This is a genomic window from Pseudoalteromonas sp. GCY, from assembly GCF_016695175.1.
In the GTDB taxonomy this organism is placed as follows: Bacteria; Pseudomonadota; Gammaproteobacteria; order Enterobacterales; family Alteromonadaceae; genus Pseudoalteromonas.
In genome coordinates this window covers 909,772-935,597 of sequence record NZ_CP068023.1, presented here as the reverse complement: position 1 = coordinate 935,597, position 25,826 = coordinate 909,772, and the positions used below count along the sequence as shown (strand labels likewise).

The following is a 25,826-nucleotide window of genomic DNA, read 5'->3' as shown; positions in this document are numbered from 1 at the left end:
CACTAGTTATTCATTAATGCTTCTATTTCTGCGATGGTTTTTGGCACCAGTACGGTTAAATTTTCATAACCTGACTCGGTGACCAACAAATCATCTTCGATACGAATGCCAATTCCTTTATACTCATCAGGAACTTGCGCATCTTCGTCAAAATACAGGCCTGGCTCAATGGTAAGTACCATGCCAGGTTCAAATGGACGATCCGCTTCATCTAACTTGTATTCACCGACATCGTGAACATCAAGACCTAGCCAATGACCTAAACCATGCATGTAAAATGCTTTGCACGCCTGTGCTTCGACGAGCTCATTCACATCACCCGCAAGAATCCCTAAATCCACTAACCCCTGAGTTAATACGGTCATCACAACCCGATTCGCTTTAACTAACGTACCACCCGGTTTTACTTCATCAAAGGCTGCATCTTGCGCCGCCAATACCAAGTCATAAATCTTGCGCTGCGCATCAGTAAACTGGCCATTTACTGGGAAGGTACGAGTAATATCAGCCGCATAGCCTTCAAGCTCACAACCCGAGTCAATCAGTACTAAGTCGCCGTCTTGTAGCGCATCACAGTTATCGGTGTAGTGTAAAATCGTCGCATTAATGCCACTACCAACAATGGTGCCATAGGCTGGGTGACGCGCACCGTTCATTGCGTAGTGATGATGAATTTCAGCTTCAAGCTGGTATTCCGTCGCACCCGGCTTTGCAAACTGCATGGCGCGTTTGTGCGCCTCGGCACTAATTCTGCCCGCTTCGCGCATGATAGCGATTTCAGCATCCGACTTAAATAAGCGCATTTCATGGACGAGTGGACGAATATCTTTGATGATCTCAGGGGCACGATAGCCCTTTTTCGGTGCGCCACGCAATGTACTCAGTAACTGCCAAACCTTATCATCAAAGGAGTTATATGTGCCTTGCCCGTAGAATAATACCTTGCGACCATTCACGAGATTTAATAGCTCGTCGTCTAAGTCACTCAATGCGAAGGTCTGGTCGAGTTCAAGTTGCGATTTAGCTTGCTCATAGCCCATACGGCGACCATGCCAAATCTCGGCTACCTTATCTTTATTACGACAAAACAGCGTAGACTGCGCATTGCCGTCTCTGTCTTTCGTGAGCACCAAAACCGCATCCGGCTCTTTAAAGCCCGTCAGGTAAAAAAAGTCGCTATCTTGGCGAAACGGAAATTCGGTGTCGCGGCTTCGGGTTAACTCTACGGCCGCAGGAATAATCGCTACGGCGTTGTTATCTAATGCCGCAATAAGACGCGCACGGCGTGCTACAAACTCACTGTTTTTTATCATAATTAATGTATCGTCTTTGATGTGCTAACGGACTGGGGCTCTTTACCCATTTCGGCAAAACATAACAGTGTAGAAACACGCACATATTCTACCACTTCGAGCAGTGCTTCTTTATCGTCGTTGCTGTCTTCAAAACCAGTATCAAGCTTAGTTATTTCGCTAAAGTCGTTAATTACTTCTTTAACATCTGCAGATAACTTACCGTAATCTTTTTGCTTTAAACCAAAGCCAAGTAAAAAGCCTGATACCCAAGCAATCAGTGCGTTAGCTTGGTCATGTAATGACTCATCTTCTGGCGGCAAATACAGTTCAAACTGGAACTCGCCGTCGTTGAAGTGCTCGGCAACTTGCTTATATAAATCGATGCAAAATTCTCTAATTGGCGCTGAAAATTTTTGACCGTCATTGAATACGTCACTCAATAGCCCTAAATACTCTGAATCTTCGATATTCAGACCACAGGCCAATAACCCAGAAATGGTGCCGTGAACTTCGGCCGGGGCAATAAATAATTCGTGTTTTTCTAATAGCAATTGAGCTTGCTGGTAGTCTTTGAATTCGCTCATAAATACATTCCCAAGCAATTGATACTCCAATGCTACCACCGCAGCCTTTGCAACTCCAACGAATTGTATGATCAGCCTCAAGGCTGCTTTAGATTTCATCAATTTGGTGAAATAGATAAGGTGAATGAATAGGTTTATGAGAGATGAAGGGATTGAGGAGCAAGTCCACAATCCCGCTAAACAAGCTGGATTAGCTTTATTTACCGCTCGCGTTGATCTCGATAAGTTCAGGCAGCGTTTCTGGATTTTGCGCCATAGACATGGATAACTGCTGCCCAAGCGCCATCATACTTTGACTTTGTGGTACCGAAACAGATATAGCAAGTGACTCCATTCCATTGGCAAAGTCATTCACAGCCGTTTGAATTTCAGCAGGTAACATCATCATTTGTAGTTGCTGGGCAACAATCGCCTGAAAGTCAGCCTTGCTCATGCCCTGCTGAGCAATTTCAGACTCAAGTAACTGAGGTAAGCCGCCTGCATTATCAATATTAATGCTAAGGGACTTTAACTCAAGGGACTGCATCGCCGCCATCATTTGCGACTGCACTTGAAGCTCTTGTTCAAGGTTTGATGTATCTCCTTGAATTTTTGAAGCCGCCAATGAGGCATCCATAAAAGCCTTGCTATTTCCAAACGCAGCATTAAAAGAGGTGTTTACAATGCCTTCTGCCGACGTTGCGAATTTAACCTCGCTCGCACCAGATGCATCGTCATAGGCGAGACTTGTTTTTAAATGGTATGTTGCATTCACCAGCTCCGGCGACATCCCTTGGGTAAACTCAGTTGCTGCTTTTGCTATTTTTAAACCAGCTAGGTCAAGCTCAGTATAAGGGCTAATTTTGTCTTGTTCGTAACCCACAAGATTGAGTTTTTCAATGGTGAACATAGGAATATTATCATCGGCTTGTGAAATCGTTAAGTCGGTAATTTCTACACCGCGTGTAAATAAATCAACTGAGCTGTTTGCAAAACTCACCGTAAGGCCACTGTCTTGTTCGAAGCTTTCTATCTGCTTGGTGATCTCTTGCTTCACTTGCTCATTTACATAATAGTTGGCGCCAACATACCCTGCGCCCGCTAGTACCACAACGGCAATTGCTAATGTGGACTTATTCATATTTCACTCCATTATTTAAAAAAGTGCCTCGAGCGCTTCGCTAAGGCTAGAGACGGCAACAATTTCCATCCCTTCAATATTTTCTTTTGGTTTATTTGCTTTTGGTACAATTGCTCTTGTAAATCCATGCTTAGATGCTTCACGCAACCGCTCTTGCCCACTTGGCACTGGGCGGATCTCACCACCAAGGCCCACCTCACCAAATACCACCAGCTGCCTGTCTAACGTTTGGTTTTTAAAGCTTGAAACCAGTGCGGCTATTAAGGCTAAATCAGCACTGGTTTCGGTCACTTTGACACCGCCTACAACGTTTACAAACACATCTTGATCCGACACCTGCAAACCACCGTGACGATGCAATACCGCAAGTAGCATGGCCAAACGATTTTGCTCCAAACCAACGGTGACGCGACGCGGGTTGGCGAGTTGTGAGTAATCGACTAGCGCTTGGACTTCCACAAGTAATGGTCGCGTACCTTCCCAAATAACCATGACCAATGAGCCTGGTGTTTGCGCTTCACCACGATTTAAGAAAATAGCCGAAGGATTGTTTACTTCCTTTAAGCCTTGGCTTGTCATAGCAAACACACCCAACTCATTTACAGCACCAAAACGGTTTTTATTGCCACGCAAGGTTCTAAAGCGGCTATCGGCACTACCTTCGAGTAAAATAGAGCAATCAATACAATGCTCCAGCACCTTAGGGCCGGCAAGTGTGCCATCTTTAGTTACGTGTCCCACCATGATAATGGCGACCTGATTGGTTTTGGCGAAACGCGTCAAATAGGCAGCGCTTTCACGCACTTGAGAAACCGACCCAGGTGCAGACTGGATATCACTCATGTGCATTACTTGAATCGAGTCGATGACCATAATGCTTGGTTTTTCACGAAGTGCGAGCTGGCAAATCGTCTCAACGTTGGTTTCTGCGAGTGTTTTTAACTTATTTGTCGGTAGCCCTAACCGTGTCGCACGCATGGCAACTTGTTGCAGCGACTCTTCACCGGTGACATACAAAGTGTTCATGGTTTCGGCAAGGCGACACATGGTTTGCAGCAGCACCGTACTCTTACCAGCGCCGGGACTACCACCGATTAATATTGCACTTCCCGGTACAACTCCACCACCAAGGACACGATCAAACTCTTTAAAGCCTGTTGAAAATCTGGGTAGTTGTTCTAGGTTAACTTCATCTAAGGTTTGTACTTTAGCTTCAACAAGACCGGCATAACCTGATGTTGCCCCTCCTTGAGGGACTGACTTTGCTGAAGGAACACGAAATTCCGTTACGGTATTCCACGCCTTACACTCTGAGCACTGGCCCTGCCAACGCGCGAATTCGGCACCACAATCGCTACATACAAATGCTGTTTTCTTTTTTGCCATAAATTACAGGTATATATCTTGCTTAAACATAATAATAGGTTAAGAATAAACTAATAAAGCGCCAATGTTGACATAATATTGGCGGTGACCCAACTGGTCACATAAAATGAGCGCGTGTAAAACTGTTTATGCCTGAAGATAGATTACAAAAATATCAAAGCTTAATTGAAGATTTAAAACTGGATCTTGGCGATCCGGCTTTTGATCGCATATTTAAGCAACGTACTGCGGACCTATCCAAGCCGGACCAATTTCTATTAAAAATGGAAATGTCGCGGCTATCTCAGCCCGTGGCACGATTTATTGACCTCAGAGGACAAGTCGCAGGTCAAGTTAAGCCTTATGAATATGAAGGCAAACAGCACTTTATGGATGACTTAGCAATCGAAGTTTTCGAGCGGGAAGTCGCTAAACATGGGGGTTATACCCTTGCAGTTTACGAATCCGTAATGAGTACCGACAATAATTATAAGGTCATGCAAAAGCAGGCCAAAGCACGCGAAGAAGAAGTAGAAAAGGACGCAGTAAATCATAACTACACTAAACTCGTTCGTTTCGCATCATACGAAAGTCGCTCTGAAGAGCGCATGAATTACTCCATTAAGATCACCGTGGAACTGGCAAAAAATCGCCCTAAGATTTCCGCTTCCACCTCCGATATTTCCCTCAGCGGCGCTAAGATAAAGCTACCGACCAATCAGCAAGTAGACCCCGGACAAATAATTTCAATTCGCTTAGTGGGTCTGGAGCAAGACTTTGAACTTGGCTTGAAAGAAGGTATTCAGTACGAAGTCGTCGCCGTAGAACCCGGCACGATTGAATATAACCAAGTTCGCTTAAAACGCACATTTATCGAGAAAAACCAAGGGTTTGATGACTTCTTAAATAGCTTTATACACGGTAACAAACGCCGTTATAAGATAAATCTCGACAACACTTTGGATGCCGTGGTTTGTAAAGGCTACGAACAATATTATCTGCCACGCGTCTGCTCCTTGTTTGTTTTCATCAGTGAGAAACAAAAACAGCTTTATCCAAGCATGGTGCTTACCAACGAAAATAATGCCCATATCAATTACTACTTTGAGGATGAAAGAAAGCAATCAGGGCTTTATTCCGTCTTCAACCAAAAACGAATGCAACGACTGCTTGCGCTTTCAGGCGCGGTAAAAGAAGCGATATGTCACGTGTTTACTCACTCAAGTCAAGGCAGAATGTACTTTTATTCAGCCTTTGACTTTGAGCTGGAAGAAATGCAGCAACTAAACGATCTGTTCTTTGCCTTTGGCAGTCAAAAAGAGAGCTGGCGCACGTTTAAAGTACAGCTAATGCCAAGCCATCATGAGGATGCCTTTATCCCGCTTTCGCTTCCTGCAAGTGCAGGTAAAAATGTCGAAAAGCTAAATAAACGCCCCACACCAAGGGTGCAAGGCTTTATCCAAGACGTGAAATATCTCATGTTACTGACAGATATCGATAACCCATCTATCACTGAGCGATTCCAACGTCTGAGTTATGAACAAAGCTTAGTTAATCAGTTAAAGAAGTTCGGTCACGGCAAATCAGCCACTCCTCCTCCACTTGAGGTGGTTTCGTTAGAATACGTTAACTTGCGTGCGCACAGACGCTACCTTTATAAAACCAATGTCGTCGTTCATATTGATGGTCAAGGCACTTTCAACTGCGTTACTCGTGACTTTTCAGTCATGGGTTTACAAATAGAATGCGGCCAAGAAATGCCGTTGAGTAAAGGTGACTCAATACACTTGGACTTAGTTGATTTGCAGAGACTGACGAAACAGCACAATTTAACGAATTTGCGCTATGAAGTGATGATGGTAAATAAAACTAAAACTATTATTAACCTAAAAGTGCAAAAAATAGGTCAGCTGGACCATTCTGCAATGGGCTTTTTCAAAGCACTGATCGAAAATAACAAAGACAAGCTAGTTGCCTGCGATGAGGCACCAAAAGTGCCGGGACTGTCTCTTGCACTGCGTAATATGGTTACTAAATCCGTTTGTCAGTTTCCACTTTATTTACACAAAGAAACTTCACATAATGCTGTGGGAGCGATTGGACAAGGGCTTTACCCGACATCCCTTCACCACTTACTGCATTCGTTTAGCGATAATGACGATAACACGTTGGACGCCAAAGCGATTTTCCCCGAGCGCTTCGTCGAAGAAAAGCTAACCGAAATTCTAAAAACAAAATCGCGACAAGATAAACCACTCAAATACTTGGTGTTTATTAAGTTTGATCCAAACCAAAGCAGTCAACACGAAGCGGTAGGTGCGCAAGTTATTGCCCATGAAGAAGCCATTGATAGCCTGTATTTGTATGCTAAAAAAGCACTACGCAATGACCTACTCTTTGTCTATCAACTCTATGTATCAAAAACTGGGCGGCCAGATATGGACTATCTTGCTAATGAGCTGCGCTATGTAAGCCACTATGCAATCCACAAAGCAAAAGACCTAGAAGAAGCGCTTTGGTCAGTAACTGGGGTGTGTGATTTGATAGATGTTACGGAATATGTGGTTCGAAACATGGGCTTTGATGCGCCGCTTGTTACTAAAATGGAAGAGCAGAAAAAGCGCTGGTTAGAAGCCAATTTTAAACACTGATTTCAACTGCTCCATATGCGCTTACTGTATATGGAGCATTGTTATAAAGGTGTGTGTAATTTGCAGCTAAGGTTTACTCCACCCAACCAAAAAGGGTTAATACTGCAATAATCACGAGATAAAACAAGATATTACGCTTTACTAAACGCATCATACAGCTTGCTTCAAAAGTACAACCTAAAAACTGCTGTTCAATTTGCTCAGCCGCAAGCGCAGTGCTTGTGACGATTTGACGATTCGTAGTTTTAAAATCTAGCACATACTTCAACCAACTTGACGTGCCTTTACTAAAGTTACCAATGATCAAAAAACCAAAGCTTGCGATCCGTGCCGGAAGCCAATTTAACCAATAAAATAACCGGCAAAACTGCTCAAATACATGTTGTAGCGGCGGATTTTCTTGCTCATGATGCCAATGCACAATTTGTCTTACCATCGCATACAGTACAGCGCCCGGCGCGCCCAACGCCACAAACCAAAAAATAACTCCGCAGTAATGTTGAAAGTTGATCCAAGAAAGCGTCTGACCAAAAGTCTCGCCGCCCGGCTCATCTTCTAATTTGTCCTGCCCCATTTGCAACGCATAAAGCGTAGCCGCTTCGTTATCACCTCTGGTCAGCGCATTCAAATAGCCTTTATAAAGCTTGCGATATTTTGCACAACCAAAACAGACTAAGAGCACACAGATATTGATTGCAAACTGCCAAAACACAAAGTCACTTAGGCTGTAAATAAAAGCAACGATCAATGCAGGAATAACTAACCAAAGCATCACACCGAAATGCGAGCCCAACATTGCACTTGGCTGAGTCCAAGATTTGGTTTTCGCGTAGTAACTTTGCAGGTAATAGTCGACTTGCCAGTAGTTCGCCCGCGCGCCAAGTCGTTCAATAATAAGCGCGATGATGATAGAAATTAAGATCATGCTTGCCTAGCTCTCTTGGTTATTTAACAAGGTAAAGTAATGCTGCCAATCAAATGCAGCCCCGGGATCTGTCTTTCTTCCTGGAGCAATATCATTGTGCCCTACAATACGATCATTCGTCAGCTTTGGATAGTGCTGCTGCAGCCAACGCGTTGTTTTTACTAAACTCGCATATTGCGCTTCGGTATATGGCGTGGTGTCTGTACCCTCCATTTCAATACCTATTGCAAAGTCATTACAGCGTGTTCGACCTTGCCACTGCGATACTCCTGCATGCCAAGCCCGTTCAATAAAGGGAACGTATTGGGTGATGCTACCGTCGCGACGTATAACGCAGTGCGCCGACACCCTGACTCCCTCTAAGTCAGAAAAAGTTGGATGTGCGCCGCAGTCCAGCGTGCCCATAAATAACTCCTCCACATAAGGCGTGCCAAAGCACCCCGCTGGCAGCGAGATATTGTGGATCACCAGTAAATCTATCTCGCACGCTTGTGGCCTTTCATCGTAATGGGGGGATTGCTTGTGTTTAGCAAAAGGTAGCCAATTCAAAGTATTAGTTCCAAGCCTTGGTTTGTATTCGATTATAAAGACAAAATAAGACAAAAGGTAGGGATGGGTTTATGTGTAATGTAACGATAGTACCGGGACATAAAAGACATAATTGTTCGCACAGCAAAACACATACACGTAGCAGCGGGTTTACCCCGCGATCTCCGTTTTGGCCGTCAACTCATTCTCTACAAACAAGCCTTTGCATTTCAAACACACCGTCGCGACATAAAGTCGCTGCTACAAAACACACAAGGGTTCAACATCAAATCACAGCAAACAACACATAACCGTAGCAGCGGGTTTACCCCGCGACATAAAGTCGCTGCTACAAAACACACAAGGGTTCAACATCAAATCACAGCAAACAACACATAACCGTAGCAGCGGGTTTACCCCGCGACCTCCGTTTTAGCCGTCAACTCATTCTCTAAAAGCAAAGCTTCGCACTTTAAATCAAACACACTGTCGCGACATAAAGTCGCTGCTACAAAACACGCAAGGGTTCGGCATCAAATCATAGCAAGCAACACATAACCGTAGCAGCGGGTTTACCCCGCGACCTCCGTTTTGACCATCAACTCATTCTCTACAAACAAGGCTTTGTATTTCAAACACACTGTCGCGACATAAAGTCGCTGCTACAAAACACGCAAGGGTTCGGCATCAAATCATAGCAAGCAACACATAACCGTAGCAGCGGGTTTACCCCGCGACCTCCGTTTTGACCATCAACTCATTCTCTAAAAGCAAAGCTTCGCACTTTAAATCAAACACACTGTCGCGACATAAAGTCGCTGCTACGAAAACACACAAGGGTTCGGCATAAAGTCACAGCAAGCAACACATAACCGTAGCAGCGGGTTTACCCCGCGACCTCCGTTTTGACCATCAACTCATTCTCTACAAACAAGGCTTTGTATTTCAAACACACTGTCGCGACATAAAGTCGCTGCTACAAAAATACACATTGGTTTCGACATAAAGTCACAGCAAGCAATACATAACCGTAGCAGCGGGTTTACCCCGCGACCTCCGTTTTGACCATCAACTCATTCTCTAAAAGCAAAGCTTCGCACTTTAAATCAAACACACTGTCGCGACATAAAGTCGCTGCTACAAAACACACAAGGGTTCAACATCAAATCATAGCAAGCAACACATAACCGTAGCAGCGGGTTTACCCTGCGACCTCCGTTTTGACCATCAACTCATTCTCTAAAAGCAAAGCTTCGCACTTTAAATCAAACACACTGTCGCGACATAAAGTCGCTGCTACGAAAACACACAAGGGTTCGGCATAAAGTCACAGCAAGCAACACATAACCGTAGCAGCGGGTTTACCCCGCGACCTCCGTTTAACCGCCAACTCTTTCTCTACAAACAAAGCTTTGCACTTTAAATCAAACACACCGTCAAATTCCGTGAATTCTTCTACATCAATTGTACTCCTAGGCAAACGCGCGTAAAATTCGGCCATTGCAGAAAAAATGAAAAGACAACCTATGATTGACCAAAACCTAATCAGCCAATTGGTAAAGCAGGCGCTAGACGAAGACCTTAATTATCAAACACCAAACGAAGGTGATATTACCGCGGCCCTTATCCCAGAAACGCAGCAAGCAAATGCCTATGTGATCACAAGGGAAGATTGTGTGTTCGTTGGCAAGGCGTTAATTGAGGAGGTTTTTCAGCAGGTCGACCCAAGTGTTAGCGTCAACGTACTTGTGAACGACGGCGATTTTGTTGCCGCCAACACTCGCTTGTTTACCGCAAGCGGCTCAGCCAGAGCCATTCTAACCGCTGAACGCACGGCGCTTAATTTCGTACAAACGCTATCGGGTACGGCCACCACCACAGCAAAATATGTTGAAGTGCTGAGCGGTACGCAAACCAAACTACTAGATACACGTAAAACCATCCCGGGATTAAGAGCGCTACAAAAATACGCCGTTAAATGTGGCGGTGGTAAAAATCATAGAATTGGTCTATTCGACGCGTATCTTATTAAAGAAAACCACATTGCCGCCTGTGGCAGTATCGCCAAAGCCGTTGCGACTGCGCGTAATAACCACCCAGACAAGCCGGTAGAAGTTGAAGTAGAAAATCTAGGCGAATTGCAACAAGCCTTAGATGCTGGCAGCGATATTATTATGCTGGACAACTTCAGCGTGAGTGAAATTCAACAAGCGGTTGAAATCACACAAGGTAAAGCCAAGCTGGAAGTCTCTGGTAATATGACCATTGAAATTTTGACGACTTACGCACAAGCCGGTGTTGATTTTATTTCAAGCGGCGCACTGACCAAGCATGTACAAAGCATCGACCTGTCGATGCGCTTTGAATAACGTCCAGCGCTAAATTTAAAAAACGTTCTGAGAGGGCTCATTGCCGGGCCCTTTTCTTTGTAGTGCTACTTAGTAGCCAATAAATCACTCACTTTAGCTGATTTGTCCGCTCCTTAAGATATCGGATTTTTCATTTTTAAAAAGAATACTACTTCGTACCAGCAAATAGTGTTGCACTCACTCTATAACCCTCCGTAATAGAGAAAGTTTTCTATTTCGTTGACAAACCTACTTAAAACCCGTTAAATACGACAAAAGAACTAGAGTGTAACAAGATCTTAATGTTCGGTAACGATTGGTTCCGTTCGTTTTTTGAACCGACATTAGGAAAGCTTGAGCTATCGCAAGAGAATCAATAATTTGTTATTAAAATTTGATTGTAGGCATCAGTGTTTACTATTAAAGTAAATGTTAATTGTGATCGCTGAAACTAAATCGGTGCTACACTCTTAGGTGATTAGGGACCGGTCACAAATTTAACGGGTCTAGAGCTTTTAGGGACTTGAAACCATGTACTTGTTTCATCCTCTGGTCACCGTTAAGTAAATTTGAGCGCACCAGTTTGTTGATTCGATGGATTGGTAATTATTGCAAAGGTTTTAATAAACGCTTAACTTAAACCTATTATGGTTAAGTCACTTAAAATTTAGGAGACACATCATGACTCAAAAACAACAGGGTGGTTTTACCCTAATCGAACTAATGATTGTTATCGCAATCATCGGTATTCTAGCTGCAGTAGCTCTGCCTGCTTATCAAGATTACACTCAACGTGCTCGCGCCTCAGAAATGTTACTTGCAGCAAGCTCTGGAAAAACTTGTGTTACCGAAAAAGCGCAGATCGGTAGTGATCCAGATGGCTGTGATGCAAATGCTAAAGCGACTCAATTTGCTTCAGCGTTTACTGTAAGTGATGCGGGCTTAATTTCGGTTTCTGGTCAAAGTGAGTTGGCAGGTTTAACAATTACTCTGACCCCTCAAAAAGCGGCAAATACTGCAGCCGCAAAAGCTGATTTCTCTGGTGCTGGTTTTGCTCTTTATGGGTGGAAGTGTGAAGGCTCTGTAACTGGAGCAGCAAAAACCTCATGGTTACCTAGTAGTTGTGAAGCTGCGGCAGCCCCAACACCTGGTGGCTAATTTAAAGTGCAAAAGTGCGCAGAAGCTACGGTTAGCTAGCTTCTGCGTTGTAATAGTGATATGAGCAAAAATTCAACCACAAAAACTGAGCAGCTAGACGTATTTATTTGGTTTGGAGTAAATACTCGAGGCAAAAAACTTAATGGTGAGATGACAGGACAAAGTGTGGCCCTAGTCAAAGCCCAGCTAAGAAAACAAGGTATAACACCTTCAAAAGTTAAGAGAAAACCAAAACCCCTCTTTGGCTTTTCTGGAACGCAAAAAATTAAACCCGTTGATATAGCCACTACAACTCGCCAAATAGCAACTATGCTAATGGCTGGTGTTTCTTTAGTACAAACATTAGATATGCTTGCTCGTGGCATAAAAAACAAGAGCTTATCCAAGCTGATTGCCCATATCGCGGATGAAGTAAAAGCAGGCCAACCTCTTGCTAAATCTCTCAGAGCTTACCCTAGATATTTTGATGAACTCTACTGTGACCTTGTCCATTCCGGGGAACAGTCTGGTGCACTTGATACTATATTTGACCGCATCGCGCTTTATAAGGAAAAGACTGAAGCACTTAAGTCTAAGATTAAAAAGGCTCTCTTCTACCCTATTGCCGTAGTGGCTGTAGCACTCATAGTTACTGGCATTTTGCTTATTTTCGTTGTGCCTCAATTTCAAGATATCTTTGCCGGTTTTGGCGCAGAGCTTCCCGCTTTCACGCTAATGGTTATCGCGATTTCCGAATTTATGCAGGAATATTGGTGGGTATTTGTGCTTGGTATTGGCCTTTTTGGTTATACCTATAAAGAAATGCTTATTCGCAGCGCTGCGGTAAAGCATTTTAATGACCGTATGGTTTTACGTATTCCAGTGATTGGCGAGATCCTTAAAAAGGCTGCTGTGGCGCGTTATGCTCGCACGCTTTCAACCACCTTTGCAGCAGGTGTTCCGCTTGGTGATGCGCTCGATTCTGCTGCTGGTGCATCGGGCAATATTATTTATAAAAATGCAATTACCGAGATTAAAGCTGAGGTTAACTCGGGTAACCAAATGCATTGGGCGATGCATAACACCAAAGTCTTCCCAGATATGGTAGTGCAAATGGTGTCTATTGGTGAAGAATCGGGTTCTCTAGATGGTATGCTGGCAAAGGTCGCTAACATTTATGAGCAAGAAGTCGATGATGCGGTAGATGGCCTTTCTAGCCTATTAGAACCACTCATTATGGTGGTGCTCGGCGTACTGATCGGTGGCCTGATTATTGCCATGTATTTACCGATATTCCAACTAGGCTCAGTTATTTAATTTTGTTCACAAAGTTACACTATTTAGAGGTACAGTGCTGTGCCTCTCAATAGTGCTGTGTGGTAAACTGCAAAAATCCATACCGAGCATGCCTCGAAAATTTAAACAAAAAATATAAGCAAGCGCACAACTTATGCAGGATATTATCAACTTGATGCAAACCCAGTTATGGTATTGGTTACTCACCGTCGGACTCGTTAGTCTTTGCATCGGCAGCTTTCTCAATGTGGTTATTCTTCGCTTACCTAAAATGATGAAGCAGAACTGGCAATCAGAGTGTCGCGTGTTGCTCGCTGATGAGCTACCAAAACAAACCACTGAAGCACCCGTGTTTAATTTAATTAAACCAAACTCTCATTGCCCCAGCTGCAAAACGCCGATTAAGGCGTGGCAAAACATTCCACTGATCAGCTGGCTATTATTAAAAGGCAAATGCAACCACTGCGACGCGTCAATCTCTGTCCGCTATCCTTTGGTAGAGCTAACAACCGCCCTACTCTCCACATGGGTTGCGTGGCATTTTGGTGCCACTTTAGAAGCCACTCTGTATATTTTGATTACTTGGGTGTTAGTCGCACTTACGGTTATCGATATCGACGAAATGTTGTTGCCCGATCAGTTAACACTACCAACCTTATGGTTAGTACTGGTTGCCAGTTGTTTTGGTGTTGGCATCGAGCCCAATGATGCCATTATCGGTGCGGCCATAGGTTATTTGAGTTTATGGAGTGTGTATTGGCTCTTTAAATTACTCACAGGTAAAGAAGGCATGGGCTATGGCGACTTTAAACTGCTAGCCATCTTTGGTGCATTGATGGGCTGGCAAGCAATCTTAACTATAGTGTTACTTTCAAGCCTAGTCGGCGCAATCATTGGTAGCATCCAATTAAGTGTTCAAGGCCGAGATAAAGCCACGCCTATCCCATTTGGTCCTTACTTAGCCATCGCAGGCTGGATCACCCTAATGTACGGCGAGCAGCTGCAGCTGTGGTATGTAAACTTAATAACGTAAAGTAAAACAATGCTAAAAACGAATAACTGGATTTTAGGGGTGACGGGCGGTATTGGTTCGGGTAAAACGGCCATCACTAAACACTTGCAGCAAAAAGGGATAGTAGTTGTTGACGCTGATGTCGTCGCGCGAGAAGTAGTCGCGCTAGGCAGCACTGGGCTACAAGCGATTGCTGATGAGTTTGGTAGTGCCATTTTACAGCCTGACGGCAACTTAGACAGGGCCAAGTTAAGAGCCATTATTTTTGCCAATGGCGACAAAAAACAGTGGCTTAATGAGCTACTTCACCCGCTTATCCGTAATGAAATACTCACGCAGTTAAACGCAGCGCAAAGCGATTATGTGGTTTTAGCGGCGCCTCTGCTGTTCGAAAATGGCTTAGAGCGCTACTGCGATGCCACTTTACTTGTTGATGTTGCGGTTGATACGCAAATCGCGAGAACAACCAGCCGAGATTCGGTAGATGCAGCGCAAGTAAAACGTATTATCGAGTCGCAGTTACCGCGCTCAGATAAACAAGCAAAGGCGGACTACATACTAGACAACGACCGACCGCTACTTGAAAGCCTGCATGAGACAGATAGATTACACAATGCGTTTCTTACACTGGCGCAAGAGAAAGTAAGACTAAATAATTAGGCTAGACTTGGCTGTAAAACTTAATCTACACTCACAGTGATAACTTGGCATTTTTCCAACTTAATGATAAATATTGAATATGCATTCAATGTGAAGGCAAAGAGGTACTATGGAACATCATTCCCCGCTACTGCGTAAATTTATTACCTTAGGGCGAGTCACTGCTGAGCAAATAAAGTCTCGCCAGTCAGAAGCAAACACCACCGCCGAGTTGATTTGCCTAAGTTCAGGAATGAGCTCCAAAGAGCTAGCAGAAGAATGCCTAGACTTATTCAAGGTGCCCTTTTTTAATCTTGATCACTTTAACGTCAGTGAAATTCCACCAGCGCTAGTCAAAGAAAAGCTGATCCGCAAGCACCATATTTTACCGTTGGTACAAAAAGGTAGAAAACTCTATGTGGCGGCCTCTGACCCTACTGATTTTGGCGCATTTGAAAACTTTGAGTTTAGCACTGGATTGCAGTGTGAAGTACTGGTTGTCGACTACAAAAAGCTCGAAGCAAAGATTGATCAGCTGTTTGATGCAACGGGCGGCCTCTCAATTTCTGAAGAAGAATTTAAAGAATTTGCCGACTTAGAAGTTGATAACGAGCCTAAACAGCAAAGCAGCAATGAAGATAAAGACGATGCACCAATCATCGTTTATATCAATAAAATCTTGATGGATGCAATTAAAAAAGGCGCGTCGGATCTACACTTTGAACCGTACGAGAAAAATACCGTGTGCGCTTTCGTGTAGATGGTCTGCTGCATGAAATGGCAAGCCCGCCTAACACATTAGCTACTCGACTCGCCGCCCGTATCAAAGTGATGGCGCACTTGGACATTGCAGAAAAACGAAAACCGCAAGATGGCCGCATTAAATTAAAGATCTCCGAGCGCAAAAGTATCGATTTTCGTGTGAGTACACTGCCTACCATGTGGGGCGAGAAAATCGTAATGCGTATTCTAGACTCATCCAGCGCCATGCTCGGCATCGATGTTTTAGGTTATGAACCAGAGCAGAAAAAGCTCTACCTCGAAGCACTAGAGCAGCCTCAGGGCATGATTTTGGTAACCGGGCCTACGGGTTCTGGTAAAACCGTTTCACTCTACACTGGCTTGAATATTCTTAATCAGCCAGAGCGAAATATCAGCACGGCGGAAGACCCTGTAGAAATAAACCTTGAGGGTATTAACCAAGTACAAATCAATACCAAAGCGGATATGACTTTCGCCAATGCCTTGAGAGCATTCTTGCGTCAGGATCCGGATGTCGTAATGGTTGGTGAGATCCGTGACCTTGAAACCGCTGAGATCTCAATAAAAGCCGCCCAAACCGGTCACTTAGTATTGAGTACGCTGCACACCAATTCTGCGCCTGAAACGCTCACTCGCCTATTAAACATGGGCGTGCCGGCGTACAACGTAGCAAGCTCGGTGAGTTTGATTATTGCCCAGCGTCTCGCAAGACGCCTTTGCCCTAAGTGTAAAACACCTGAAACGCTGCCAGAAGAAGCCTTGCTAGGGCAAGGCTTTACTGCCGAGCAAATTAAAGAGATTACCCTTTTTGCACCAAAAGGCTGTGAACACTGCACCGATGGTTACAAAGGCCGTGTGGGTATTTATGAAGTGGTAAAAATCACGCCAGAGCTCTCGCACCTGATCATGGAGGGCGGTAATTCTCTCGAGATTGCCGAAAAAGCAGAGCAGTTGGGTTTTGATAACCTACGTAAGTCTGGCCTGAAAAAAGCCGCCGCAGGGGTGACATCGCTTACAGAAATCAACCGAGTGACAAGTTATTAAGGCTGATTGATTAAGACAAAAATATCGCGATGTGAAATCGCTCCTACAAATAAGATAGCGCCTGTGTGGGAGCCGCTTTACGCGGCGAGCTTGAGAAAAAATATCGCGATGTAAAATCGCTCCTACAAATAAGCTAACACCCGTGTAGGAGCCGCTTTATGCGGCGAGCTTGATAAAAAATATCGCGATGTAAAATCGCTCCTACAAATAAGGTACCATCCGTGTAGGAGCCGCTTTACGCGGCGAGCTTGAGAAAAAATATCGCGATGTAAAATCGCTCCCACAAAAAGCTACCATCCGTGTAGGAGCCGCTTTACGCGGCGAGCTTGATAAAAAATATCGCGATGTAAAATCGCTCCTACAAATAAGATAGCGCCTGTGTGGGAGCCGCTTTATGCGGCGAGCTTGATGAAAAAGATCGCGATGTAAAATCGCTCCTACAAATAAGCTAACACCCGTGTGGAATCGCTTTATGCGGCGAGTTTGATGAAAAAGATCGCGATGTAAAATCGCTCCTACAAATAAGGTAACATCCGTGTGGGAGCCGCTTTATGCGGCAAGCTTGATGAAAAATATCGCGATGTAAAATCGCTCCTACAACTAAGGTAACATCCGTGTGGGAGCCGCTTTATGCGGCGAGGTTTATGAAAAAGATCGCGATGTAAAATCGCTCCTACAAATAAGATAGCGCCTGTGTGGGAGCCGCTTTACGCGGCGAGCTTGATGAAAAATATCGCGATGTGAAATCGCTCCTACAAATAAGATAGCGCCTGTGTGGGAGCCGCTTTACGCGGCGAGCTTGAGAAAAAATATCGCGATGTAAAATCGCTCCTACAAATAAGCTAACATCCGTGTAGGAGGCGCTTTACGCGGCGAGCTTGAGAAAAAATATCGCGATGTGAAATCGCTCCTACAAATCAGCTATACAAATTTTGCGGTACTTTAAGCACATTAATATGTACCGTGACTTCCTCACGGTCATGATATAGGTGCTTTGCTTGGATCTCATAATCCACATTGTACTTTTGCAGCTCTTCATGGATAAGCGTAAGACATTCATACACGCTGTCGAAGCGTTTTTTCATCGGTAGCTTTAAGTTAAAGATCAGCTCTCGAGCAAACGCATTCACCACCCAGTCCACCATCAGATCAGCAACACGCGTTGGCTTTTCGACCATATCACACACCAGCCAATCAATATTGCGTTTTTCTGGGCGATATTTGAATCCATCTTCACGATAGTGCTTCACTTGTCCTGTTTCCATCAGGTCATCATTCATCGGACCATTATCGATTGAGGCTACGAACATGCCACGGCGCACAAGTTGGTATGTCCAACCGCCCGGACAAGCACCTAAATCAACGGCTCGCATCCCCGCGCGTACACGAGTCTCTTGCTGATCTTTAGGCACAAAGACGTGAAATGCCTCGTCTAATTTTAGCGTCGAGCGACTTGGTGCGTCCGATGGCATTCGCAGACGCGGGATCCCCATAAAAAATGGCGAATTGTTATCACTAAACGAATAACCCACATAAGCGGTGTTATTGGCAAGGAACAGTACATGTAATACAGGCTTGGTAGGTTTTACCTCACGAGTCAGCTTATTTTGCTTCTCAAGCGCCTTAGACAAAGGCGTTGAAAACTTTTTACAGAATTTAGAGAGCTCTTTTCCTTCGTTAGTATCTGGCGTTTCAACGCGCAGCTCACCACACAAAGGAAAGCCTTCCACTGCCGCTTTTATCACGCTCACTCTGTCTTCAATCGGCATATGGGTATGTAAAGTGCCAACAAACCACTGCCTTGCAAACACCAGTTTCTTAAAATCGATTTTCTTCGCTAAGGTCTCAGCATCATTTGGCGAAAAACACTCAAATGTTACAAAAGCAGTATTTGGCTTAGCTTTTACGTAGCCAGCAATTCCATGCTTTGCAGCATAATGATTAATTTCGGCTGCGGCGTCACTTTCAAAACCACCGCGACAATAGATAACGATACTCGACATTAGATTCTCTAGATTAAAAGGAAGATTTAGCAGCTTGAACTATCAATAAAATCCAAGCAATTAAAAAACAGGTACCACCGATTGGAGTGATTGGCCCTAGCCATTTCATACCTGTTAAGGCAAGTAAGTACAGACTACCACTAAATAGCAATACGCCAGCAATAAAGAAACCACCGGCCACTTGTACCTTGAGGCCCCATTTGATTAAAAACGCGGTGGCAATAATGGTAAGACCATGAGTCATTTGGTACTGCGCCGCCGTATTAAAAATACCAATGGCATAGTCGCTCAAACGTCCTTTGAGACCGTGAGCGGCAAAAGCGCCCAGTGCCACAGACAACAAACAAAACATGCCGCCAATAATCAAGTAGAGCTTAGCCATGACAGCGCTCCTTGATAAAATTCGCCGCTATCACAGCAGCATTCGCGCGGCTCTCTGACTCGCTTACACCACTCACTTTACGTGGCTTTAGTGAATGGTCACCATCTTTGAGCCATTTCACCATGACTTGCTCTGGAAAGCACATGGCATCAACCTCTGTACGATTGCCAAAGGTATCACGTTCGCCTTGTAGAATGAGCAGCGGGCATTTCAACTCAGGGAAATGGTCCACTCTGAGTTTTTCCGGCTTACCAGGCGGATGGAATGGATAGCCAAACGCAAGTATCCCTTCCACCTTTACAATGGTTTCACAGGCCAGCATAGATGCCATACGCCCGCCCATTGACTTACCACCAATAAAGAGCGGTAGACTTGGTTCTACTGCTGCCAATACTTGCTCAAAATACGCGAGTAGCTTAGGGGCACGCTCTGGTGGGCGTTTTTTCCCTTCTTGTTTGGCTTGCTGCATATATTCAAAGTCAAAGAGCCCAACTTGAACTCCCTTAGAGGCAAGCAATTTAGCCATTTCTTGCATAAAATCGCTATCGCTTCCTGCACCTGCACCATGGGCAAAAATAAACTGTGCAACTGGGTTTTCAGCATAGTGCCATTCAATATTTACTGCGCTCATAAACTATTTAACTCTTGTTCGTGTTCTACCATACCGAGCATCCATTCTTTGAATGAAACTATTTTACCCAGCTCTGACTGCGACTCTCTAAATACCAAGTAATAGGCATTTTTACTTTCAAGGTGGTGACTAAACGGAATAACCAGTCGCCCTGCATCTATATCCGGTCTTGCCAGTACGCTATTACCCAGCGCCACGCCTTGGCCGTGAATTGCTGCCTGTAACACCATAGAAGAATGACTGAAGATAGGCCCGGTATTTACCGCCACATTTCTGACCCCAGCGGTTTTCATCCATGCCTTCCAAGCGCGACGCGTGGTGTCATGGAGTAAAGTATGCTGGGCCAAATCGCTTGGCTGATTAAGCGGTTTGGGGCCTGTTAACAAAAATGGGCTACATAATGGCACAAAGTACTCGGTATGTAGCTTATGGGTTTGCACCCCATTCCAGTTCCCACGACCGTAGTAAATCGCAACATCAACATCATCCGTTAACGAGTTATCGTCATGATCTTGGGCTTTGATCCGCACGTCGATTTCAGGGTGCAACTCATTAAAGTTACTCAGCCTTGGTACCAACCATTGAATTGCAAAGCTCGGCGTCAAACTCACCGTTAACGACCCTTTTGCGCCTCGCGCTAGGAGCTTTTCAGTCGCATCGATTAATTGTGAAAAAATATCTTTAATATCGAGGTAATAACCCTGCCCTTCTTCAGTTAACAGTAAGGAGCGATTTTTTCGCAAAAACAGTTTTAAACCTAGATGTTCTTCTAAGATTTTAATTTGATGACTAACCGCAGCTTGAGTGACGTACAACTCCTCCGCCGCTTTGGTAAAGCTCAGGTGTCGTGCCGCCGCCTCAAAGGCTTTTAATGCATTTAATGGTGGAACTCGTCGTGACATTCATTCATGCCTATAAAAAACCCGCTAACCGCGGGCAAGTAAAATCCCCAAACAACATCTAATTATGAGGTCGCTTGGGTATAGATTATAAATCAGCTGCGCTGGTGTCCAGTGGCGCAAAACTCTTAACTAGCTCATCTACCGCTTTCATCTGTTGTAGGTAGCCTTCAAGTTTAGCCAATGGTAATGCACAAGGACCATCACACTTAGCTTCATTTGGGTTTGGATGCGCTTCAATAAAGAGTCCAGCTAACCCAAGTGCCATACCGCTACGGGCAAGCTCAGCAGCCTGAGCACGACGGCCATCAGCAGAGTCGCTACGACCACCCGGACGCTGTAGCGCATGTGTCGCATCAAAAATAACAGGAGCCATACGCTTCATGTCATCCATGCCCAGCATATCTACGATCAGGTTGTTATAACCAAAGCTGCTGCCGCGTTCACAGAGGATAACTTTGTCATTGCCCGCTTCATTGATCTTCTTAATGATATGACGCATTTCATGTGGCGCTAAAAACTGTGGTTTTTTCACGTTGATCACCGCGCCAGTTTCTGCCATAGCGACAACTAAGTCAGTTTGACGGGCAAGAAACGCAGGTAATTGGATCACATCAGCAACTTCTGCAACGGGTTTTGCTTGGAATGGCTCATGTACATCGGTGATCACCGGTACATTAAAGGTCTTTTTGATTTCTTCAAAAATCTTTAAGCCTTCTTCCATGCCAGGGCCACGGTAAGAGTTAATTGACGAGCGATTGGCTTTATCAAATGACGCTTTAAATACGTATGGGATCCCAAGCTTACTTGTGACTTCAACGTAATGCTCTGCGATTTGCATTGCTAAGTCACGAGACTCAAGCACATTCATTCCACCGAACAGTACAAACTGCTTATCGTTTGCAACTTCTCGTCCCGCAACGTTAATAATATCTGTATTCATTTTTTATCCTTTAGCTGCCTATTACACGAAGCAATTGTCCGCATAACCAAGCCATATAAGTACCAAGGGCATAACCAAGCACCGCCAGTAACACACCTACCGGAGCGAGCGCTGGGTGGAACGCCGAGGCCACCACCGGCGCAGATGCCGCACCACCAATGTTTGCTTTACTGCCAACGGCAACATAAAACACAGGTGCTTTAATTAATTTAGCAACGATAAATAACAAACCAACATGCACGGCCATCCAAATAACACCAATAACGACGTATTTAGGCGCCTCAACAATTTTGGTGATATCCATATGTAGACCAATGGTTGCTACTAAAATATATAAAAAGCTCGAGCCAATTTTTGACGCGCCAACCGCTTCATATTGACGTGCTTTGGTAAACGAAAGTGCTAGACCTATGGTCGTAACGAGGACAATGATCCAAAACAGTTTGCTATGAAGAGAGAACTTCTTCAGCTCTGGGTAGTTGCTACTAAAAAATGGCACCAGTAGGTCCGCAGCAAAATGCGCAAGCCCCGTAGCACCAAAAGCAAAACCAACGAGGATCATCAAATCTTTAAGCTCGGGTTTTCTTGCGTGCTCGGCTTCAAATGCTTGTACTTTGTCAATTAGGCGATTGATTGAAGAAGTATCCGCCCCTGTTCGCGCATCAATTTCTTTATTGCGCGCCGCCATATAAAGCAAGCACGCCATCCACAAGTTTGCGACAACAATATCAACCGTTACCATGATGGTGAAGATTTCTCCGCCTGCGCCGTAAATCTCTTTCATCGCCACCATATTGGCACCGCCACCAATCCAGCTTCCTGCAAGCGCGGCCATACCACGCCATACAGCTTCTGGGCCAGTTACACCAAGTAGCTCAGGCATAAAGGTAGCAGTAACTAAAAGCGCAATTGGGCCACCAATCACCACACCCACAGTTCCAGTCAGGAACATGATAATTGCCTTTTTACCCAAAGCAGCTATCGATTTTAGGTCAATACTCAGTGTCAATAACACCAAACAAGCGGGTAACAGATAATACTTTGCTACCGTGTAAACATCGTTATTGTTGCCATCAACGATACCAAAGGTATTTAACAGAGATGGTAAGAAATAACACATCAACAGCGCTGGCACGTACTTGTAAAACTTTGCCCAAACTCCGCTTTTTTGACTCGATGTGTAAAAAACAAATCCCAGAATAACGGCCAACAGGCCCATAATTACCGCGTTATTGGTAACGAGCGCAGCGCTTTGCTCCATAAATCCTCGCTGTTATTATTTTTTATATAACTATTTTTAATGCAAAATATTATTATGATCGGCCAACTCTTTGATCTGATGCTGGATCACTTCAATGGTTGGGTCGTCCGGACATTCATCAACAAAAAATTGTAAGTCGTCTTTTGCCATCTTCGGACAATTTAATTGGTTGAGTAGATAGCCTCTATCACGACGTTCATAAGGATCATCGCCTAAGATATCCATCAATTGCTCGACGCAACTTAGCGCGTGACCAAACTTTTCTGCGGCAATAAACGCCCACTTTTGCTGAGACAAATAAAGCTTTAACGACTCTTCGTTAAAAATAAGCTCCATCGGCTCTTGGTCTTTTTCTTGCTCTTTATCTTGGTTGTTTTCGTTTTCTGGAATTATGTACCAGCTCTGGTGGCCTGAGCTTGGCTCAATGACATAACCTTCTTCTTCGCTAAAAGCGACGTGTACGACAATCTCCCCTTGACTTAGAGCAAGACTGGCCTCTAATTTCGCTCGTTCAAGCAAATGCACTAAGACAAGACCCAGTGCGGTATTGGTACCACTGCGCATAGAAAGTGCGTAACAAACGCTATTGAGCTTATATTCAGGCACCTTTTGACTGCTGCCACTGAATAGCCACAAGGTATAAAAAGCGTCTAAGATTTCATCCAAACATTTATGATTGTTTGCATGCTTATGGCGAATTTCATCCACGGCAAATTCAAGCTCTGCTAACTGACACAAAGTTTCATTGGTGTCAGCTTGTGCATCCCAACTTTGCTCAGCCTTGATACAACGGATCAATGGCGGATAGGAAAATGCATCTGAATTGTCATCGAGAGATAAGTCATTCTCATCTAACCAGATATCATTCTTCATAGAATTCGGTTTCTCTTGAATTGCTTTCATTTAGAACGACTAGTTTACCACTTTTTGTCATATTCCCAAGGGGGGAAATTTAGTAATACCAATCTATCGTTCGCTGAAATAGTAAAAATGTTTACTTATTATGGAGATATAGAAGCGCTCGGTGATAAGCCAAGCGCCAATTGAAATGGTTAAGCAAAGAAGCCTTGTTTGCTTACGGCGAGATGCGCGATGGCCATTAGTACCAATGTTGCAGCGCCTAGCGCCAAATATTTGGTCTTTTTAACACTTGCTTTTGCAATAACAAAACCCAGCGCAATATAACCAAACACTAAAACAATTTTTTGTAGCAGCCAAGGTTGTTGTGCAGGGTTGAGCCCCGCCGTTACCGCCAAAATAACCGCTGTAACTAACAACAAAGTGTCTACACTGTGACTGGTAATAAACACGCCTTTGTTTGCTGCTAATTTACCAGAGCCCAAACGCGAAAACGCGCGAGTGTAAAATAGCACTATGCTCAATACCACAAATAGTAAGTGCGTATGTTTTAACGCCATGTAATCCATATTATTCTCTAATCAGGGAAACGTTGTAGGATCAATTCTAACTCATTAATACAACGGTTGAATACATCTACGAGTTTAGGATCAAAGTGTTTTCCCTTTTGCGCAGTAATCTCTTTTTGCGCTTCTTCTTGGCTCCATGCCTCTTTGTAGCAACGTTTATGGCGTAAAGCATCATACACATCAGCTAGTGCTACGATGCGACCATAAAGGTGTATTTCATCGCCTTTTTTGCCTTTAGGATAACCGCTGCCATCCCATTTTTCATGGTGGTCTCGAGCGATTAACGCGCCCGCACTGACAATCTCACGGCGAGAATCTTTTAACAAGTCAAAGCCTTTGTCTGTATGGGTTTGCATGACTTTCCACTCTTCGTCATCCAGCTTGCTAGGCTTATTTAAAATCGCGTCAGGAATTCCAACTTTACCCACATCGTGCAGTGGTGACGCCATTTTCACCAGCTCAGCTTCTTTATCAGAAAGACCCATTTCTTTGGCAAGCGTATGACAAAGATATGCTACGCGCTTAACATGATTGCCGGTATTGGTGGAATGAAGCTCAAGCGCTTCACTTAAACGGATCACCAGTTCTTGCTGGGTATCTTCAATCTCGGCTTGTAGCTGTACATTTTCGTACGCCAATTGCATATTCTGAGCAAAAATATCAATTAAATGACGCTGAGTTTCGGTTAAGAACTCAGGAATACCAGACACAAATAGCATTGAGGCGTGGTTATAGTCACTGGAGCAATAGGCAAATAGGTAATTGTCTTTATATACAATGTCTTTATCTTGTAGTGCTTTTAAGCAGGCATCCATTTGATCGCTGCTAAGCACTTCAGAAATCGGCTTACCTTCGCTACTTTCAAACTCTCCACGCCCTGCAAATACAACCAGTTGATCGTTCGTTTGACCAGGCTCTTTACCCGCCGCAAGTGACGTTGCATACATGGCTTGGTCGACCGTACCTATCAGCGAAGTGAGTTGCTGTAACACGCCCTCAATAAAACTCTCAATTGAGTGAGTAGCAAAAATATCACGGGAGGCTTTAATGATTTTCTCAAGCCCTTGTCTTGATTGATCGATGGCGAGAATGTCGCGATATGAACGTAAACTCGACATGACTACAGTAAAGAGTTTTTGCGCGGTGAGTTCTGTTTTTGACTTATAGTCGTTGATATCGTAGTTCACGATAACTTGGCGCTCAGGCGCTTGACCCGGCTGACCAGTTCTTAAAATAATACGGATATGATTGTTTTTGGCGGTTTCACGAATGTATTTTGCGACCTGCAAACCAGCATCGTCGGTTTCCATGACAACATCCAGTAACACCACCGCAGCATCGGGATTGGCATCGACGATTTTCTTTGCTTCTTCACCCGAATAAGCGCTAATAAATTCCAGACGCTTTTTTTGAAACTCAAAGTCACTCAGTGCTAACTTTGTCACTGCATGCACTTCGGGCTCATCATCGACAATAATAACCTTCCAAGTGCCTACTTTTTCAGGTTCAACTACGTCAGCGGGTTCGTCTGAAAACAAAAAATCATCCATATTGCGGATCCTATTGAAGCGCCT

At 44.3% G+C, this 25,826-nt stretch carries 21 protein-coding genes and 1 pseudogene; 7 read left to right on the top strand and 15 right to left on the bottom strand.

The window, feature by feature from the left end; genetic code table 11:
• Positions 1-2: 2 nt before the first annotated feature.
• The 4 genes from pepP to radA form a co-directional block, all read right to left on the bottom strand.
• On the bottom strand, positions 3-1,313 hold the full coding sequence (pepP, locus tag JJQ94_RS09330) for a Xaa-Pro aminopeptidase (RefSeq protein WP_099031200.1): 1,311 nt from the start codon (positions 1,311-1,313) through the stop codon (positions 3-5).
• A gap of 2 nt (positions 1,314-1,315) precedes the next feature.
• Positions 1,316-1,879: a UPF0149 family protein gene (locus tag JJQ94_RS09325; protein WP_026000986.1), complete on the bottom strand. Its 564-nt coding sequence runs from the start codon at positions 1,877-1,879 to the stop codon at positions 1,316-1,318.
• A 196-nt stretch (positions 1,880-2,075) separates the two neighbouring features.
• Positions 2,076-2,999 carry a DUF945 family protein gene (locus JJQ94_RS09320; RefSeq protein ID WP_099031199.1) on the bottom strand — a complete coding sequence of 308 codons (924 nt, stop codon included), beginning with the start codon at positions 2,997-2,999 and terminating at the stop codon, positions 2,076-2,078.
• A gap of 15 nt (positions 3,000-3,014) precedes the next feature.
• On the bottom strand, positions 3,015-4,385 hold the full coding sequence (gene radA, locus JJQ94_RS09315; RefSeq protein ID WP_088531392.1) for a DNA repair protein RadA: 1,371 nt from the start codon (positions 4,383-4,385) through the stop codon (positions 3,015-3,017).
• A 128-nt stretch (positions 4,386-4,513) separates the two neighbouring features.
• Here radA and JJQ94_RS09310 point away from each other — a divergent pair, with 128 nt between their 5' ends.
• Positions 4,514-7,015: a PilZ domain-containing protein gene (locus JJQ94_RS09310; RefSeq protein WP_099031198.1), complete on the top strand. Its 2,502-nt coding sequence runs from the start codon at positions 4,514-4,516 to the stop codon at positions 7,013-7,015.
• A gap of 73 nt (positions 7,016-7,088) precedes the next feature.
• Here JJQ94_RS09310 and ampE read toward each other — a convergent pair whose 3' ends face one another.
• Positions 7,089-7,940 carry a beta-lactamase regulator AmpE gene (gene ampE, locus JJQ94_RS09305; protein ID WP_099031197.1) on the bottom strand — a complete coding sequence of 284 codons (852 nt, stop codon included), beginning with the start codon at positions 7,938-7,940 and terminating at the stop codon, positions 7,089-7,091.
• A 6-nt stretch (positions 7,941-7,946) separates the two neighbouring features.
• Positions 7,947-8,489, bottom strand: coding sequence for a 1,6-anhydro-N-acetylmuramyl-L-alanine amidase AmpD (ampD, locus tag JJQ94_RS09300; protein ID WP_099031196.1), 543 nt, complete (start codon positions 8,487-8,489; stop codon positions 7,947-7,949).
• 1,505 nt (positions 8,490-9,994) lie between these two features.
• Here ampD and nadC point away from each other — a divergent pair.
• The 6 genes and pseudogenes from nadC (at position 9,995) to pilB (ending at position 16,706) form a co-directional block, all read left to right on the top strand.
• On the top strand, positions 9,995-10,837 hold the full coding sequence (gene nadC / locus JJQ94_RS09295) for a carboxylating nicotinate-nucleotide diphosphorylase (protein WP_099031224.1): 843 nt from the start codon (positions 9,995-9,997) through the stop codon (positions 10,835-10,837).
• A gap of 660 nt (positions 10,838-11,497) precedes the next feature.
• A complete protein-coding gene (locus tag JJQ94_RS09290) occupies positions 11,498-11,974 on the top strand; it encodes a pilin (protein ID WP_099031195.1) in 477 nt (158 codons plus the stop codon).
• 60 nt (positions 11,975-12,034) lie between these two features.
• Positions 12,035-13,270, top strand: coding sequence for a type II secretion system F family protein (locus JJQ94_RS09285; RefSeq protein WP_099031194.1), 1,236 nt, complete (start codon positions 12,035-12,037; stop codon positions 13,268-13,270).
• Between the two features lie 133 nt (positions 13,271-13,403).
• Complete coding sequence (locus JJQ94_RS09280; protein WP_099031193.1) at positions 13,404-14,282, top strand: prepilin peptidase; 879 nt, start codon at positions 13,404-13,406, stop codon at positions 14,280-14,282.
• A gap of 9 nt (positions 14,283-14,291) precedes the next feature.
• On the top strand, positions 14,292-14,921 hold the full coding sequence (coaE, locus tag JJQ94_RS09275; RefSeq protein WP_099031192.1) for a dephospho-CoA kinase: 630 nt from the start codon (positions 14,292-14,294) through the stop codon (positions 14,919-14,921).
• A 232-nt stretch (positions 14,922-15,153) separates the two neighbouring features.
• Positions 15,154-16,706: pseudogene (gene pilB / locus JJQ94_RS09270) on the top strand (type IV-A pilus assembly ATPase PilB).
• Positions 16,707-17,623: 917 nt separating this feature from the next.
• Here the strand turns inward: pilB and rlmM are convergent.
• The 9 genes from rlmM to JJQ94_RS09225 form a co-directional block, all read right to left on the bottom strand.
• Complete coding sequence (gene rlmM, locus JJQ94_RS09265; protein ID WP_088531405.1) at positions 17,624-18,709, bottom strand: 23S rRNA (cytidine(2498)-2'-O)-methyltransferase RlmM; 1,086 nt, start codon at positions 18,707-18,709, stop codon at positions 17,624-17,626.
• A gap of 13 nt (positions 18,710-18,722) precedes the next feature.
• Complete coding sequence (locus JJQ94_RS09260; RefSeq protein WP_099031190.1) at positions 18,723-19,091, bottom strand: DUF423 domain-containing protein; 369 nt, start codon at positions 19,089-19,091, stop codon at positions 18,723-18,725.
• A complete protein-coding gene (locus JJQ94_RS09255) occupies positions 19,084-19,722 on the bottom strand; it encodes an alpha/beta family hydrolase (RefSeq protein ID WP_099031189.1) in 639 nt (212 codons plus the stop codon). Before JJQ94_RS09255 ends, JJQ94_RS09260 begins: the two co-directional genes overlap by 8 nt.
• Positions 19,719-20,624, bottom strand: a complete 906-nt coding sequence (locus JJQ94_RS09250; protein WP_010370478.1) for a transcriptional regulator GcvA — start codon at positions 20,622-20,624, stop codon at positions 19,719-19,721. The genes JJQ94_RS09255 and JJQ94_RS09250 overlap by 4 nt, the downstream gene beginning before the upstream one ends.
• 85 nt (positions 20,625-20,709) lie before the next feature.
• On the bottom strand, positions 20,710-21,564 hold the full coding sequence (gene kdsA, locus JJQ94_RS09245) for a 3-deoxy-8-phosphooctulonate synthase (protein ID WP_099031188.1): 855 nt from the start codon (positions 21,562-21,564) through the stop codon (positions 20,710-20,712).
• 10 nt (positions 21,565-21,574) lie between these two features.
• Entirely contained in the window at positions 21,575-22,825 is a 1,251-nt protein-coding gene (locus tag JJQ94_RS09240) for a DUF819 family protein (RefSeq protein ID WP_099031187.1), read from the bottom strand.
• A 36-nt stretch (positions 22,826-22,861) separates the two neighbouring features.
• Positions 22,862-23,728, bottom strand: coding sequence for a tetratricopeptide repeat protein (locus JJQ94_RS09235; RefSeq protein WP_039491951.1), 867 nt, complete (start codon positions 23,726-23,728; stop codon positions 22,862-22,864).
• A 149-nt stretch (positions 23,729-23,877) separates the two neighbouring features.
• Positions 23,878-24,252, bottom strand: a complete 375-nt coding sequence (locus tag JJQ94_RS09230) for a SirB2 family protein (RefSeq protein WP_017217936.1) — start codon at positions 24,250-24,252, stop codon at positions 23,878-23,880.
• A gap of 8 nt (positions 24,253-24,260) precedes the next feature.
• The gene (locus tag JJQ94_RS09225; RefSeq protein WP_069022213.1) at positions 24,261-25,802 is read right to left on the bottom strand and encodes a response regulator; all 1,542 of its coding nucleotides are present in this window, start codon (positions 25,800-25,802) and stop codon (positions 24,261-24,263) included.
• Between the last annotated feature and the right edge of the window lie 24 nt (positions 25,803-25,826).

Bases quoted from the DNA above. Each gene is read 5' to 3' on its own strand.
- pepP (WP_099031200.1), bottom strand. From the start codon at position 1,313: ATGATAAAAAACAGTGAGTTTGTAGCACGCCGTGCGCGTCTTATTGCG.
- JJQ94_RS09325 (WP_026000986.1), bottom strand. From the start codon at position 1,879: ATGAGCGAATTCAAAGACTACCAGCAAGCTCAATTGCTATTAGAAAAA.
- JJQ94_RS09320 (WP_099031199.1), bottom strand. From the start codon at position 2,999: ATGAATAAGTCCACATTAGCAATTGCCGTTGTGGTACTAGCGGGCGCA.
- radA (WP_088531392.1), bottom strand. From the start codon at position 4,385: ATGGCAAAAAAGAAAACAGCATTTGTATGTAGCGATTGTGGTGCCGAA.
- JJQ94_RS09310 (WP_099031198.1), top strand. From the start codon at position 4,514: ATGCCTGAAGATAGATTACAAAAATATCAAAGCTTAATTGAAGATTTA.
- ampE (WP_099031197.1), bottom strand. From the start codon at position 7,940: ATGATCTTAATTTCTATCATCATCGCGCTTATTATTGAACGACTTGGC.
- nadC (WP_099031224.1), top strand. From the start codon at position 9,995: ATGATTGACCAAAACCTAATCAGCCAATTGGTAAAGCAGGCGCTAGAC.
- JJQ94_RS09290 (WP_099031195.1), top strand. From the start codon at position 11,498: ATGACTCAAAAACAACAGGGTGGTTTTACCCTAATCGAACTAATGATT.
- JJQ94_RS09285 (WP_099031194.1), top strand. From the start codon at position 12,035: ATGAGCAAAAATTCAACCACAAAAACTGAGCAGCTAGACGTATTTATT.
- JJQ94_RS09280 (WP_099031193.1), top strand. From the start codon at position 13,404: ATGCAGGATATTATCAACTTGATGCAAACCCAGTTATGGTATTGGTTA.
- coaE (WP_099031192.1), top strand. From the start codon at position 14,292: ATGCTAAAAACGAATAACTGGATTTTAGGGGTGACGGGCGGTATTGGT.
- rlmM (WP_088531405.1), bottom strand. From the start codon at position 18,709: ATGTCGAGTATCGTTATCTATTGTCGCGGTGGTTTTGAAAGTGACGCC.
- JJQ94_RS09260 (WP_099031190.1), bottom strand. From the start codon at position 19,091: ATGGCTAAGCTCTACTTGATTATTGGCGGCATGTTTTGTTTGTTGTCT.
- JJQ94_RS09255 (WP_099031189.1), bottom strand. From the start codon at position 19,722: ATGAGCGCAGTAAATATTGAATGGCACTATGCTGAAAACCCAGTTGCA.
- JJQ94_RS09250 (WP_010370478.1), bottom strand. From the start codon at position 20,624: ATGTCACGACGAGTTCCACCATTAAATGCATTAAAAGCCTTTGAGGCG.
- kdsA (WP_099031188.1), bottom strand. From the start codon at position 21,564: ATGAATACAGATATTATTAACGTTGCGGGACGAGAAGTTGCAAACGAT.
- JJQ94_RS09240 (WP_099031187.1), bottom strand. From the start codon at position 22,825: ATGGAGCAAAGCGCTGCGCTCGTTACCAATAACGCGGTAATTATGGGC.
- JJQ94_RS09235 (WP_039491951.1), bottom strand. From the start codon at position 23,728: ATGAAAGCAATTCAAGAGAAACCGAATTCTATGAAGAATGATATCTGG.
- JJQ94_RS09230 (WP_017217936.1), bottom strand. From the start codon at position 24,252: ATGGATTACATGGCGTTAAAACATACGCACTTACTATTTGTGGTATTG.
- JJQ94_RS09225 (WP_069022213.1), bottom strand. From the start codon at position 25,802: ATGGATGATTTTTTGTTTTCAGACGAACCCGCTGACGTAGTTGAACCT.